Origin of the sequence: Streptomyces sp. NPDC005925, from assembly GCF_040638805.1 — a bacterium.
In the GTDB taxonomy this organism is placed as follows: Bacteria; Actinomycetota; Actinomycetes; order Streptomycetales; family Streptomycetaceae; genus Streptomyces.
Genome location: NZ_JBEXVL010000013.1, coordinates 165,367 through 179,671, shown reverse-complemented (window position 1 = coordinate 179,671; position 14,305 = coordinate 165,367). Strand labels below are relative to the sequence as shown.

Genomic DNA, 14,305 nt, shown 5'->3' with positions numbered 1-14,305 from the left:
GCCGAAACCCGCGAAGTCCTCATCCGCTCCCTCACCATGCTCCAGACCAAACACGCCGACCTGCCCAGCCGCAAACACGGCAACCCACCCCAGTAACCCGGCGGACCCTCCGCGGCAACCCCGCGGATCTCTTTCTCACGGAGGCTGACACTCATGGACACGCCTGACATCCGCGTCGAGAAGGGCCACGCCGACCCCGAGGAGGTCGCCGCCCTCACGGCCATCCTCCTGGCCCGCGCCGCCGCCCGCCCCGCCGACACGGCTCCGGCCCACCGGGGCCGCGCCCGCGCCGGCTGGCGCCGCCTGGAGCGCGAGCCGGGCTTCCGCGCCCCGCACAGCTGGCACTGAGCACCCCCATACGGATGAGGGCCCCTCCAGAGGAGGGGCCCTCACTCGTACGGGTGAGGCGTATCGGCAGCCGGGACGGTCTTCGCCGCCACGCAAGGCGCGCACGCGTACAGGCGCACAGGCGGAGGACCCGGCCGACCTCCCCCCACCGGACAGCCCTCGGGCACACAACAGCCCCTGGCGGCCCATCGGCCGCCAGGGGCTGTCCCACAAGCAGAGTCGGTCGGCTACCGCAGCCGCGCCATCAGCGCGTGCTCCACGAGAGTGATCAGCGTCGACTTCGCGTCCGCGCGGTGGCGGGCGTCCGTCGTGATGATCGGGGTGTCGGGTCCGATCTGGAGCGCCTCGCGCACCTCGTCGGGGTTGTACGGCTGCTGCCCGTCGAACCCGTTGAGGGCGATGACGAACGGCAGGCCGCTGTTCTCGAAGTAGTCGACGGCCGGGAAGCAGTCGGCGAGCCGGCGGGTGTCCACGAGGACGACCGCGCCGATCGCGCCGCGCACCAGGTCGTCCCACATGAACCAGAAGCGGTCCTGGCCGGGAGTGCCGAACAGGTAGAGGATCAGGTCCTGGTCCAGGGTGATGCGGCCGAAGTCCATGGCCACCGTGGTGGTGGTCTTGTCCCCGGTGTGGGTGAGGTCGTCGATGCCCGCCGAAGCAGATGTCATGACGGCCTCTGTGCGCAGCGGGTTGATCTCCGAGACGGCGCCGACGAACGTGGTCTTGCCCACGCCGAAACCGCCCGCCACCACGATCTTCGCCGAGGTGGTGGAGCGACTCTGAGAAACCGGCCCTCCGCTAGAGCTTGCGAAGTCCACTGAGCACCCTTTCGAGCAGTGTCACGTCTGGCTGGCCGCCGGCGTTCTCGTCGCCGCCGGGCTGATGAATGGCGACCAGTCCCGCCTCCGCCAAGTCGGCGACGAGGATCCTGGCCACGCCGAGGGGGATCGTGAGGAGAGCCGAGACCTCGGCCACCGACTTGATCTCTCGGCAGAGGTTGCAGATCCGCTGATGCTCGGGCAACTGGCCCTGCATCTGATGCGGCTGCGCGGTGGTGTGCACCAGCGCCTCGATGGCGAGCTGGTAACGCGGCCTGGTGCGGCCGCCCGTCATGGCGTACGGGCGCACCAGAGGGTTGTTCGCCCCTCCGGCGGGCGCCGGCTCGGGGGCGCGGCGCTGCGGCTCCACTGGCTGAATTCGTGGTGCCGGCGGCTGGTCGTACGGCGACGGGCCGGGACCCTGCGGCGCGTACGGCTGCCGGTGGCTGGGCGTGGAGGGGAAGTTGTACCGGTTCTGGGAACCGTCGTGCGGGCCCTGGGCAGGACCGTACGACCAGTTGCCCGCGGGTGAACCGCCTGGGGGTGTTGCCACTTTCTCCTCCTCCGACGTGCCTGGCACCCATTGCTTGTGGTAGCCGCGTCCCGAAACCTTACGGCCACGGGACGCCAAAACGCACCGTCCGTTTGTCAGTTGAGAAGGCTCCCCTGGAGCTCCGCCCGAAGGTCCGGAGTGAGGACCGTACCGGCCCGGTCCACCAGAAGTGCCATCTCGTACCCAATGAGGCCGATGTCCGCCTCCGGGTGTGCGAGAACGGCGAGCGACGAACCGTCGGAAATGGACATGATGAAGAGGAATCCCCGCTCCATCTCCACAACTGTCTGATTCACGCTCCCGCCCTCGAAGATGCGGGAAGCGCCTGCCGTCAGAGACGTCAGACCGGAGGCGACAGCCGCGAGCTGGTCGGCGCGGTCGCGGGGGAAGCCTTCGGACATCGCCAGAAGGAGTCCGTCGGCGGAGACCACCACGGTGTGGGACACCCCCGGGGTGTTGTCCACGAAGTTGGTGATCAACCAGTTCAGGTTCTGTGCCGCCTGGCTCATCGGGCTCACACTAACGCTCCTGGTTGTAGGTGCTGTCAGGACCACTGTGCTGATTCCTAGTGGCCTGGCCGTTCGTTTCACTGCCTGCGCTGCGGCCTCGCTGCACGCCGCGTCGCAGGTTGCTCAGCCTGCCCCGGACATCCTCCGGAGCACGGGAGACCTGCGGGCCTCCCTGGGGGGTCGTGTCGGCGGAACCTTCGACCAGGTTGGCCTTGGGTACCCGCCGCGGCAGGCCGGAGGAGGTGACTCCGCCGGCCTTCGGCTTACGGAGCTGTGAGGCCTGCTGCCAGCGCTCGTCGTTCGCCGACCGCCAGCCGGTGTCGCCGTTGCTCTCCGCGGGAGCCGCCGGCTCCTGGTTCGCCTGCCGCACACCACCCGTGCCGTTCGTGCCGCTCGCGGCGGAGCCGCGGCGGGGAAGACCGGCGTCGGTCAGTGCGTGGGTGGCGGAAGGGGCCGGGCCCGGACGGTCGAAGCCTACGTGGTCCTGCTCACGCGCGTCACTGGCCTGCGCGGACTCCGCTTCCGGGGCATCCGAAGGGTACTCGTTCGGATAGCTGTTCTGGTAGCCGTTCGGCTGCGACCAGTCGCCCTGATGCTGCCGCTCCTCGTAGGGGGAGGCGTACGTCTCGCCGCCCGCGGATGTACCGGCGCCGTCGCGGACGGGCTCCGGGTAGCCCTGCTGCTCCGGGTAGCCGCCGTTCGCCGGGTAGGCGTCGTGCTGGGGCATGCCGTCGTCCGGGGCGTAGTACCGGTCGTCGTACCGCTGCTGCTCCTCGTACGCGGGCTGCCGGTCGTAGCCGCCGTTCTGCTCCTGGTAGCCGCCGTGGCCGCCGTCGTAGGAGTGCTGTCCGCCGAACCCGTCGCCGTACGCGGCCTGTTCGGCCTGCTCGTGCGGGTTCTGCGGGTCGTCCTCGTCACGGCCCTGCTCCAGGGCGGCGCGGCGTCCCTCGCGCATCAGTGAGCGGCCGACCGGGTCGAGCTCGCGGATGTCGTCGGGCACCTCGGAGTAGCGGCTGTCGTCGAAGCCCAGCTCCGCGGCGGTCCGCGAGGGCCGGCTGAAGTCCTCGCCGCCGAAGTCCTGCTGGGGAATGATCTGCGAGACCGTGAACTCGTCGGCGGCGGGCTGAGCGTCGCCGCCACCACCGTGCGTGATCGCGTCCGGCAGCATGACCAGCGACGTCGTGCCCGCCTGCTCGCCGGAGGGGCGCAGCTGGACGCGGATGCCGTGCCGGTCGGACAGCCGGCCGACCACGAACAGGCCCATGCGCTGCGAGATCGCGGCGTCCACGGTCGGCGGGTTGGCCAGCCGGTGGTTGATGTCCGCGAAGTCCTCGGCGGTCAGGCCGATGCCCTTGTCGTGGATCTCGATCATGACGCGGCCGTCGGGCAGCCGGGTCGCGGTGACGCGGACCTTGGTCTGCGGGGAGGAGAACGTCGTGGCGTTCTCCAGCAGTTCGGCGAGCAGGTGCACGAGGTCGGTCACGGCCCGGCCGTGGATCTCGGCCTCCGGTACGCCCGACAGCTCGATGCGTTCGTACTGCTCCACCTCGGAGGAGGCGGCGCGCAGCACGTCCACCAGCGGAACCGGCTGGTCCCAGCGGCGGCCGGGCTCCTCGCCGGCGAGGACCAGGAGGTTCTCGCCGTTGCGGCGCATACGGGTCGCGAGGTGGTCGAGGCGGAAGAGGTTCTCCAGCTGGTCCGGGTCTGCCTCGTTGTTCTCCAGGTCGGTGATCAGGGTCAGCTGGCCCTCGATCAGCGACTGGTTGCGGCGCGACAGGTTGGTGAAGATCGCGTTGATGTTGCCCCGCAGCAGCGCCTGCTCGGCGGCCAGCCGGACAGCCTCGCGGTGGACCTGGTCGAAGGCGCGGGCGACCTCGCCTATCTCGTCCGTGGAGGTGATCGGGATGGGCGCGACGCGGGTGTCGACGCGGCCGGGTTCGGTGCGGGAGAGCTGGTCGACCAGCATCGGCAGGCGCTGCTCGGCGATGCCGAACGCGGCGTTGCGCAGCTGACGCATCGAGCGGCTCATCTGGCGGGCCACCATGCCGGCCAGGACGAACGCGGCGAGCAGGGCGATCATCACGGCGGCGCCGGTGGTGTACGCGTCCCGCTGGGCGTCGTCGGCGATCGTGGAGGCCTCGGCCACCGCGGTGTCGGCGAGATCCGACTCGATCTGACGATACGCGTCGAACTTGAGCGTGTTGACCGCCCACCAGTTCATGGGTGAGATGCCCCGCTGGGCGAGCCGGCCCCGTGCGCTCTCGTCCGTGGTGCTGAGCCTCGCCAGTTCCCCGACCATGGTCTTCGGGTCGGAGGGCGGCGGCACGTAGGCCGGATTCTGCCGCTTGGCCTCCGCGGCCTGCCGCGCCCCGTCCTTCTTCAGCTGCTCCTCGGCCCGCGCCAGCTTGTCCGCGTCCGACGCGGTGCCACCGCCGAGATACTCCTCGATGGCGATGCGCTCGAGGTAGGCGTACGAGGAGAGGGCGACGCGCTGGCTGGCGAGCTGGCTGTCGGTCGGCCCCGGCTTCGCCAGCATGTGCAGGCCGATGGAGCGCTCCAGCGACAGCGCGGCCTTGGTCAGCGAGATCGCGTAGACGGTACGGCCGTACGAGGTGATGTTGCCGGTGCCCAGGCCGAGCTCGTTGGCGAACTCCATCAGCGGGTGGGCGATCTGGACGTAGCCCTCTTCCGTCGCGACGCCCTTGAGCTTGGAGGTGTAGGCGGCGGCACGCAGGGCGTGCAGCTTCGGCTCCACCTCGCGGAACAGCTCCAGTCGGCGCTGCAGACCGGCCTTGTCCGGCATGTTCTGCGCGGCCCGGTCGAAGGCGTCGGCCGCGGTGTCCGTGTTCTTGCGGAGCGCGGCGACCGTCTTCTTGTCCTCGGCACTCTGCGCGCTGCCCCTCAGCAGCGGTGCCGCCGAGGTGTCGCGCTCGATGTAGAGGGCGTTGGCGTAGACGAGCGAGGCCTCGACGAGGTGCGCGGTCTTCTTGGCGTCCTCGGCGTCCCGCCAGGTGTCGATCGAGCTCTTGACCTGGAAACCGCCCATGACCAGGCCGACGAGCACGGGTATGAGCAGAATCGCGTTGAGCCGGGTCGCCACGCGCCAGTGGCGCGGGGAGAGCCGGCCCCTGCTCGGGGCGGGCGCGGCGGTCGGTTCCGGACGGGGCACGGGAGCGGGCGCCGCTGTGCGCGGCGGCGGGGTGAAGTTGCCCCGGGCCGACGCCTCGGGACTGTGCGTGCTTCGCCTCACTCGACCAACAACCTCTCGGCGGTCGGCACCTACGTTGTGCCGCAGTGTCTCAGAACCCAGGGCGCCATCGACTATGAGGTACGTCTTTGACTACTGGGCAGTTCAGGCATTCCAGCACGGGGCCCGGCACTCGTCCAAACACGGCAAGTGGGGCGTTGCCACTGATGCAACGCCCTAGCAAAAGGGGCATAGGGGGTGAGATGCAGTAAAAGGGAGACTCGTTGTGAGCGCAGCGACACCGGGCGACCGCGACGCGTGGCCGTACCACCGGTATTCGTCTGCTGAAACGTTATGAACAGCGGAGTCGGCCGTGCCCAAGGACACAGCCGACTCCATCGCTACGGCGACTGCCGCAGATCGCTTCAGTTCTTGTACTAGCGCAGGCGCGCCATCAGGGCATGTTCCACCAGCGTGATCAGCGCGCCCTTGGCATCCGAGCGGTGGCGGGCGTCCGTCGTGATGATCGGGGTGTCGGGTCCGATCTGCAGCGCCTCGCGCACCTCCTCGGGGGCGTAGGGCTGCTGCCCGTCGAACCCGTTCAACGCCACGACGAACGGCAGGCCGCTGTTCTCGAAGTAGTCGACGGCCGGGAAGCAGTCGGCGAGCCGGCGGGTGTCCACGAGGACGACCGCGCCGATCGCGCCGCGCACCAGGTCGTCCCACATGAACCAGAAGCGGTCCTGGCCGGGAGTGCCGAACAGGTACAGGATCAGGTCCTGGTCCAGGGTGATGCGGCCGAAGTCCATGGCCACCGTGGTGGTGGTCTTGTCCCCGGTGTGGGTGAGGTCGTCGATGCCCGCGCTGGCGGACGTCATGACGGCCTCCGTACGCAGCGGGTTGATCTCCGAGACGGCGCCCACGAACGTGGTCTTACCCACGCCGAACCCGCCCGCCACCACGATCTTCGCCGAGGTGGTCGCGCGGCCCCCGTCAGAGCTTGCGAAGTCCACTGAGAACCCTTTCCAGCAGAGTCACGTCCGGCGCACCGGTGGTTTCGTCGCCGCCGGGCTGGTGGATCGCGACGAGACCGGCCTCAGCCAGGTCCGCGACGAGAATCCGAGCCACACCCAGCGGCATGTTCAGCAATGCCGAGACTTCGGCGACCGACTTGACCTCACGGCACAGATGGCAGATGCGCTGATGCTCCGGGAGCAGTCCCATGAGCGCTGCCGGATCGGCCGTGGTGCTGATCAGCGCCTCGATGGCGAGCTGATAGCGGGGCCTGGTCCGGCCGCCGGTCATCGCGTACGGACGTACCAGCGGCTGGTCGCCCTCGTCCTCGTACGGCTCCGCGTACGGATCATGAGAGGCGGTGGGCGGGGTCATGAATCCTCCGGGCGGGACAGCAAGTCGGTCAGTCGTGCCGTCTGACGGGGCCGGTGGGGGAGATTGTGGCGGCCGGACGGTGATTTCGTGAGGCGGGTGGTGCCGGGGCGGATCAGTGAAGCAGACTTCCCTGCAGTTCGGCGCGCAGGTCCGGTGTGAGGACCGCTCCCGCGCGGTCGACCAGGAGAGCCATTTCGTAGCCGACGAGGCCGATGTCGCACTCCGGGTGCGACAGCACCGCCAGCGACGAGCCGTCCGAGATGGACATCAGGAAAAGGAACCCCCGCTCCATTTCCACGACCGTCTGGGCGACCGTACCGCCGTCGAAGATCCGGGACGCCCCGGCCGTCAGCGAGGTCAGCCCCGAGGCGACGGCCGCGAGCTGATCGGCACGGTCGCGCGGGAAGCCCTCCGACATCGCCAGGAGAAGACCGTCGGCAGACACGACGACGGTGTGGGACACCCCCGGGGTGTTCTCCACGAAGTTGGTGATCAACCAGTTCAGGTTCTGTGCCGCCTGGCTCATCGGGCTCAACTAACGCTCCTGCTGGTGAGTGGGCCGAGGGAAGCTGCCGGTCTGGCCGGTTCCCGCCTGACGACCCTGTGCGATACCCCGACGCAGATTGGTCAGGCGCCCGCGCACGTCGTCGGGCGCGCGCGAGACCTGCGGACCGCTCTGCTGCGGTTGCTGCTGAGCCGTGCCCGGGACGAGGTTCGCCCTGGGCACCCGACGCGGCAGGCCGGAGGTGGTCACGCCACCGGCCGCCGGCTGCCGCACCCGTTCCGCCTGCCGGACGAGATCGTCGTTCGGCGAGCTGCGCCACGGCGTGGCACCGGAACGCTGAGAGCCCGTAGGGGCCTCGGGCTGCCGCGGACCCGCCGGGGCGGAACCGTCGTTCTGCTCCCGCCCCTGTGCCTCCTGCCGTCCGCCGCCGTGGAACCAGTTCGTCTCCAGCGTGTCGAACAGCGGCGTACGGCCGTCGCCGGGACCGGTGGCCGGAGGCAGCGCCTCCGGCTCCGGACGGGACGGCCGCTGCTGCGGGGCCGGCGGACGCGGAGCACCGAAGTCGAAGCCGCCGCGAACACCGTTGACAGGGCGCTGGAACTCGCCCGGGTAGGGCGCGTCCGCGTCGTTTCCGCGCCCCGGCAGCGCGTGCCGGCCGGCGGATCCGCTGTCCTGGCCCAGCCCGGCGAAGTGGCCGGTCGAGCCGGCGTCGTACGCCTGCGGAGCCGGGAACTGCCCCGTCGGGGACGCGTCGCCCCGGCCGCCCGGGTTGCCGAAGACGTCCGGACGGACGAATGGGTTGCCCTGGGGAGACTCCGTGCCGGGCCGGACGAACCGGCCCGAGTCCTGCGGGTTCTCCGTGCCCGGCGCCGGGCCGGAGAAGTCGGGGCGGGCGAACTCGGCCGTGGAGCCCACGCCCTGCCGCTCGTCGTGCCGCGGCACCACCGGCATCTCGGACGTCGAGCCGACGCCCTGCCGGTCGTCGTAGCGCGGCACACGGGGCGTACGGCCCGGGTCCTGCTCGTCGTGACCGCGCGGGGTGTCCAGCGAGGCCCGTGGCACCGGCGGCCGGGCGTTCTCGTCGCTCCAGCTCGGCCGGGACTGCTGCGTGGGGCCGCCGGGCAGTTCGCCGCGCGGCGCACCGCGCGGCGGGAGCTGCGGACGGCGGCCCTGCTCGTCGTTGCCGCCGAGCGGCCTGCCGCCGAAGACGTCCTGGTCGCCGACCTGCGGCTCGTTCGGTGTCGCCGCCTGCATGCCCTGCGGGGCGACCGGAGTCTGCGCGCCGAAGGCGTGGCCCGCTCCGGCCGGAGCGGGACCCTGCGGCCCACGCGGGCCGCCCGGACCACCGGGGCGCGCGCCGTCCCGGCCGGGCAGCGCGGCACGCGGCTCCTGACCGGCACTGAGCAGCCCGGGGCCACCGGGTCCGCCGCCGAGCGCGCCGCCACCCGCACCGCGTCCGCCCTGGGCCGCGGCGCGCCGGGCCGCCGCCACACCGGCGGAGGCCTGCGCGGCGGCGGGACCGCCCGCGCTCTGCTGCCCGTGCTTCGGCTGGGGCTTCCTGCCGCCCTGGGCGACATCGACGGGCAGCATGACCAGCGCGGTCGTACCACCGGAGTCGGACGGGCGCAGCTGGATGCGGATGCCGTGCCGCTGCGACAGCCGGCCGACCACGAACAGACCCATGCGGCGGGAGACGGAGACGTCCACGGTGGGCGGCGAGGCGAGCCGCTCGTTGATCGACGCCAGGTCCTCCGGGGACAGGCCGATACCGGTGTCGTGGATCTCGATCAGCACACGGCCGTCGGGCAGCGCGTGGCCGGTGACCTTGACCTTGGTCTGCGGGGAGGAGAACGACGTGGCGTTCTCCAGCAGCTCGGCGAGCAGGTGCACGAGGTCGTTGACGACCCGGCCGGCCACTTCCGTCGTCGGCACGGCGGCCAGCTCGATGCGCTCGTACTGCTCCACCTCGGACGCGGCGGCGCGGAGCACGTCGACCAGCGGGACCGGGCGGGTCCAGCGGCGGCCCGGCTCCTCACCCGCGAGGACGAGGAGGTTCTCGCCGTTGCGGCGCATACGGGTCGCGAGGTGGTCGAGCTTGAACAGCGACGACAGCTGGTCGGGGTCCGCCTCACGCGACTCCAGCTCGGAGATCAGCGACAGCTGGCGCTGGATCAGACCCTGGGAACGGCGGGAGAGGTTGGTGAACATCGCGTTGACGTTGCCCCGCAGCAGGGCCTGCTCGGCGGCGAGGCGGACCGCCTCGCGGTGCACGTCGTCGAAGGCCGCGGCCACCCGGCCGATCTCGTCCCGGGAGTGCACACCGACCGACTCCACGGAGGTGTCGATGTCCTGCGGGTCGGACTCGGACAGCTGCTTGACGAGCTCGGGCAGCCGGTCCTGGGCGACCCGTGTCGCGGTCTCCTCCAGGCGGCGCAGCGAGCGGATCATGGACCGGGCCACGACGAAGGCGCCGACCAGTGACACACCGAGCACGAGCAGGATCAGCGCACCGGAGATGATCGCTTCCTGCTCGGAGGCGCTGCGCAGCTCGCGGGCCTTCTGCTCCATGTCCTCGAGCAGCGTGCGCTCGATCTTCTTCATCTGGTCGATCTTCGTCGAGCTGTCGTCGACCCAGTCCAGGTAGGACCGCTTGTCCAGCGACCTCAGGCCGCCGGGGGAGTTCAGCGCCCGGCCGGCGTAGGTGTCGGTCGCCTCGATCGTCGGGTTGCCCTCGCTGATCGGCTTGAGCAGTTCCTCGGCACTGTCGCTGCCGTAGATGCTCTTGAAGCTGCGCAGCTCCGAGGTCTGGCTCTGCAGCGCCGACTCGGCGTAGAGGCGGTCGTTCTCGGAGAGGTCGCCGAAGCTGTTGTCGTTGGCGGGCAGCGCGGCGGCGATGACGGCGCGCTGGATGGAGGCGTACTCCTTGGCGGAGGAGAACGCCGACAGCGCGCGCGTGCGCTGGATCATCTCCGGGTTGCTGGTCGCCTCCGACATGTCCTGCGAGAGGTCCAGCAGGTGGGTGATCAGACGGTGGTAGGCCTCGACCGACTGGGTGGAGTTCTCCTTGGCCTCGTACGCGTTGGAGCGGACGTCGCTGAGGGTGTTCAGGTCGGTGGCGATGCCGACGAGGCTGTCGCGGACGCCGAGGAGGTTGCCCTTCTTGGCCGCGTTGTCGACCTCTTCGGAGCTGGTGATGAAGTTGTCCAGCGCGCGGTCGGTCTTGTCGCGGTAGCCCTTGACGGTGAAGCCGGTGGCCTTCGCGCCGTGGGCCAGCGGGCCGGCCGACTGGTCGCGCTCCTCCTGGAGCGCGGCGGCCAGCTCGGTGGCCTGCTTCGTCATGTCCGTCAGCAGCTTCATGTTGTCGAGCTGCTGTATGTCGTCCATGGACTGGTTGATGCGCAGCGCGCCCAGGGAGGTGGCCGCGACCACGGGCAGCGCGAGCAGCGACACCAGTCGGGTCGAGATGCGCCAGTTGCGCAGGGCCACGCGGGAGCCGGGGCCGCCGGGGTTCTTCACGGTCGCGGGGGCCGACGCGGAGCTGGGGGAGGACGCACCGAGGCGCCCGGAGCGCGCACCGCCGTCGCCGGACTGGCCCTGGTTCTGGGCGTGCTGGGGCGAGGAAGTGCCGGCCATCGGGCCGGTCCCGCCGCGCGGCTCCGGCTCCGCCGAAGCGCTGCCATCCCTCTTGAAACGTCCCTGCACTAGCGTCGCAACCTCTGGACCAGGCGTCCCGCCGCGCGAACGGCGAAGACGGTGTCGGCGTCGTGGGGGCGCCCTGAAAAACGTCCCCATGGCGGTCGTGAGTGACCGGCGCTGGTTCCCCCTTCTTGCCGCCCACTCGGCGCGTCTGTGCGCCCCCTGTGCGCCGGCTCGATCCTGCGGCGGTCCGTGGAATTCCAGCACAGTGCTGGACCTCCAACAAGGGCCATGGGCCACCCCGTGCCGATCGTTACACCTTGTGATTACAACTTCACCAGGCGTACGAAATGATCCAGGGTAAATCGGGCGAATGCGCCACAGGTGGCGGCGGAGCGGTCGGTGTCCCAGTCGACATGATCAGGTGCGAAATGTTCCGTTAAAGACGAAAATGCCCCTTTTCCCCGCCGTGATCATCGGCCCGGATTGACCGATTTGCATGCCGCCTCGTGAGCAAACTCACACACTGATCATGAGCTCTTCACCTCAGCGACGGGAAGTTGAATGTTTAGCCTGACGCTTTGCAGGGATGGCAAATCCGACAACCCGCACCTGAGCGGCGTCCGCTGACGTCTGCCGGGCGCCCGGACGACAAGGTCTCGAACAACGGTGAAGACGACGATGACGTTCCACAAGATCGCCAATCCCCGCCGCACGACGCTGGCCCACCTGAAGGACGCCGACGAACTGCAGAAGCCGGAGCAGCCGGAGCACAGCGTCGAGCTTCCCACCCAGACCGCGAACCCCAGGCGCACCATCCTGAACGAGATCCCGGCCCCCGCCACCCCCGCCGAGTAACCGCGGTACTCACACCCGGTACGCCTGCGCAGTACGCACACGAGGGCGCCCGCTCCGAAGGGCGCCCTTCGTCGTGTGCACGCTGCCGCGCGTGCCGCAGGCCCCGGGCCCGTGAAGCCGGCCCCGCCGGCCGTCGTGGCCGCGAGGCCGTATGGCGCGAGGCGCGGACCGGTCGCCGCGTTAGCCTGGAGCGTCAGACTCCAGCCGCGTCAGTCAAGGGGCCGAACATCCCGTGCGCATCGCCAGATTCTCCATCGACGGGAACGTAGCCTTCGGAGCCGTCGAGGGCGACAGGCCCGACGAACTCGTCCTCGACATCATCAAGGGCATCCCGTTCGCGGACTTCGAGCTCTCCGGCACCAAGGTCCCGGTGAGCAAGGTACGGCTGCTGCCGCCCGTGCTCCCCAACAAGGTCGTCGCCTTCGGCCGCAACTACGCCGAGCACGCGCGCGAGCTGGGCCACGAGGTACCCGCCGCCCCGTTCGCCTTCTTCAAGCCGTCGACCTCCGTGATCGGCTCCGGGGACGAGATCCAGTACCCGCCGTTCTCCGAGGAACTGCACCACGAGGCCGAGCTCGCCGTCGTCATCGGCCGCATGTGCCGCGAGGTCCCGCGCGAGCGCGTCAAGGACGTCGTCTTCGGCTACACCTGCGCCAACGACGTCACCGCGCGTGACGTCCAGAAGCGCGAGAAGCAGTGGGCGCGCGCCAAGGGCTTCGACACCTCGTGCCCGCTCGGCCCCTGGGTGGAGACCGAGCTCGACGCGAGCGACCTGACCATCCAGCTCACGGTCAATGGTCAGCAGCGGCAACTCGGCCGGACCGGCGAGATGATCCACTCCATCGAGGATCTGATCGTCAACATCTCCGAGGCCATGACGCTGCTCCCCGGCGACGTGATCCTCACGGGCACCCCGGCAGGGGTCGGCCCCCTCAACGTCGGCGACGAGGTCGCCGTCACCATCGAAGGCATCGGCACTCTCACCAACAAGGTTGTCAAGCGTGGCTAGCGCACCCGGCTCCCCCGTACGCGTCCGTTTCTGCCCGTCGCCGACCGGCAACCCCCACGTGGGGCTGGTCCGCACCGCCCTGTTCAACTGGGCGTTCGCCCGGCACCACCAGGGCACTCTGGTCTTCCGCATCGAGGACACCGACGCGGCCCGCGACTCCGAGGAGTCCTACGAGCAGTTGCTCGACTCGATGCGCTGGCTGGGCTTCGACTGGGACGAGGGCCCCGAGGTCGGCGGCCCGCACGCGCCGTACCGCCAGTCGCAGCGCATGGACATCTACCAGGACATCGCCCGGAAGCTCCTCGACGCCGGCCACGCCTACCGCTGCTACTGCTCCCAGGAGGAGCTGGACACCCGCCGCGAGGCCGCCCGCGCCGCCGGCAGGCCGTCCGGCTACGACGGCCACTGCCGCGAGCTGAGCGCCGCGCAGGTCGAGGAGTACGAGGCCCAGGGTCGCCGGCCCATCGTCCGCTTCCGCATGCCCGACGAGACGATCACCTTCACGGACCTGGTCCGCGGCGAGCTGACCTTCACCCCGGAGAACGTGCCGGACTACGGCATCGTCCGGGCCAACGGAGCCCCGCTGTACACGCTGGTCAACCCGGTCGACGACGCCCTGATGGAGATCACCCACGTCCTGCGCGGCGAGGACCTGCTCTCGTCCACCCCGCGCCAGATCGCCCTGTACAAGGCGCTGATCGAGCTGGGCGTCGCCAAGGAGATCCCGTCCTTCGGCCACCTGCCGTACGTGATGGGCGAGGGGAACAAGAAGCTCTCCAAGCGTGATCCGCAGTCGAGCCTGAACCTCTACCGCGAGCGCGGCTTCCTCCCCGAGGGCCTGCTCAACTACCTCTCCCTCCTCGGCTGGTCCCTCTCGGCCGACCAGGACATCTTCACGACGGACGAGATGGTCGCCGCGTTCGACGTCACCGACGTGAACCCGAACCCCGCCCGCTTCGACCTGAAGAAGTGCGAGGCGATCAACGGCGACCACATCCGCATGCTCGACGTGAAGGACTTCACCGAGCGGTGCCGCCCGTGGCTCGGGGCCCCGTTCGCCCCGTGGGCACCGGAGGACTTCGACGAGGTCAAGTGGCAGGCCGTCGCACCGCACGCGCAGACCCGCCTGAAGGTCCTTTCGGAGATCACCGACAACGTCGACTTCCTGTTCCTGGCGGAGCCGGTCGAGGACGGGGCCAGCTGGACCAAGGCCATGAAGGAGGGCTCGGACGCCCTCCTGCGCACCGCCCGCGAGAAGCTGGAGGCGGCCGACTGGACGTCCCCGGACTCCTTGAAGGAGGCCGTCCTGGCCGCGGGCGAGGCCCACGGCCTCAAGCTCGGCAAGGCGCAGGCCCCGGTCCGTGTCGCCGTCACCGGCCGCACGGTCGGCCTGCCCCTCTTCGAGTCCCTGGAGATCCTGGGCAGGGAGAAGACGCTGGCCCGCATCGACGCGGCCCTGGCGAAGCTCGCCGCGTAACTCCTCGTAACCCTTC

12 protein-coding genes are annotated in these 14,305 nt (G+C 70.2%); 4 read left to right on the top strand and 8 right to left on the bottom strand.

Annotation, left to right across the window (positions count from 1 at the left end):
* Positions 1-153: 153 nt before the first annotated feature.
* On the top strand, positions 154-348 hold the full coding sequence (locus ABZ354_RS18055; protein WP_358657756.1) for an acyl-CoA carboxylase epsilon subunit: 195 nt from the start codon (positions 154-156) through the stop codon (positions 346-348).
* A gap of 227 nt (positions 349-575) precedes the next feature.
* Here the strand turns inward: ABZ354_RS18055 and ABZ354_RS18050 are convergent, their stop codons facing one another.
* From ABZ354_RS18050 to ABZ354_RS18015, 8 genes are all read right to left on the bottom strand, one after another.
* The gene (locus ABZ354_RS18050; protein WP_279551383.1) at positions 576-1,166 is read right to left on the bottom strand and encodes an ATP/GTP-binding protein; all 591 of its coding nucleotides are present in this window, start codon (positions 1,164-1,166) and stop codon (positions 576-578) included.
* The gene (locus tag ABZ354_RS18045) at positions 1,147-1,719 is read right to left on the bottom strand and encodes a DUF742 domain-containing protein (RefSeq protein WP_358657754.1); all 573 of its coding nucleotides are present in this window, start codon (positions 1,717-1,719) and stop codon (positions 1,147-1,149) included. The genes ABZ354_RS18050 and ABZ354_RS18045 overlap by 20 nt, the downstream gene beginning before the upstream one ends.
* 95 nt (positions 1,720-1,814) lie before the next feature.
* Positions 1,815-2,228 carry a roadblock/LC7 domain-containing protein gene (locus tag ABZ354_RS18040; RefSeq protein ID WP_004983065.1) on the bottom strand — a complete coding sequence of 138 codons (414 nt, stop codon included), beginning with the start codon at positions 2,226-2,228 and terminating at the stop codon, positions 1,815-1,817.
* Positions 2,229-2,238: 10 nt separating this feature from the next.
* Entirely contained in the window at positions 2,239-5,478 is a 3,240-nt protein-coding gene (locus ABZ354_RS18035; protein WP_358657752.1) for a nitrate- and nitrite sensing domain-containing protein, read from the bottom strand.
* 374 nt (positions 5,479-5,852) lie between these two features.
* Entirely contained in the window at positions 5,853-6,428 is a 576-nt protein-coding gene (locus ABZ354_RS18030; protein WP_358657750.1) for an ATP/GTP-binding protein, read from the bottom strand.
* Positions 6,409-6,804 carry a DUF742 domain-containing protein gene (locus tag ABZ354_RS18025; protein WP_159535968.1) on the bottom strand — a complete coding sequence of 132 codons (396 nt, stop codon included), beginning with the start codon at positions 6,802-6,804 and terminating at the stop codon, positions 6,409-6,411. Before ABZ354_RS18025 ends, ABZ354_RS18030 begins: the two co-directional genes overlap by 20 nt.
* 112 nt (positions 6,805-6,916) lie before the next feature.
* Complete coding sequence (locus tag ABZ354_RS18020) at positions 6,917-7,330, bottom strand: roadblock/LC7 domain-containing protein (RefSeq protein ID WP_358657748.1); 414 nt, start codon at positions 7,328-7,330, stop codon at positions 6,917-6,919.
* 9 nt (positions 7,331-7,339) lie between these two features.
* Positions 7,340-11,011, bottom strand: a complete 3,672-nt coding sequence (locus tag ABZ354_RS18015; RefSeq protein WP_358657746.1) for a nitrate- and nitrite sensing domain-containing protein — start codon at positions 11,009-11,011, stop codon at positions 7,340-7,342.
* Between the two features lie 603 nt (positions 11,012-11,614).
* On the opposite strand from ABZ354_RS18015, the gene ABZ354_RS18010 reads away from it, so the two are divergent.
* The 3 genes from ABZ354_RS18010 to gltX all read left to right on the top strand — a co-directional run bounded on the left by ABZ354_RS18010 (position 11,615) and on the right by gltX (position 14,289).
* A complete protein-coding gene (locus ABZ354_RS18010) occupies positions 11,615-11,803 on the top strand; it encodes a hypothetical protein (protein ID WP_358657744.1) in 189 nt (62 codons plus the stop codon).
* A gap of 232 nt (positions 11,804-12,035) precedes the next feature.
* Entirely contained in the window at positions 12,036-12,812 is a 777-nt protein-coding gene (locus ABZ354_RS18005; RefSeq protein WP_358657742.1) for a fumarylacetoacetate hydrolase family protein, read from the top strand.
* On the top strand, positions 12,805-14,289 hold the full coding sequence (gltX, locus tag ABZ354_RS18000; protein WP_358657740.1) for a glutamate--tRNA ligase: 1,485 nt from the start codon (positions 12,805-12,807) through the stop codon (positions 14,287-14,289). Before ABZ354_RS18005 ends, gltX begins: the two co-directional genes overlap by 8 nt.
* Positions 14,290-14,305: the final 16 nt, after the last annotated feature.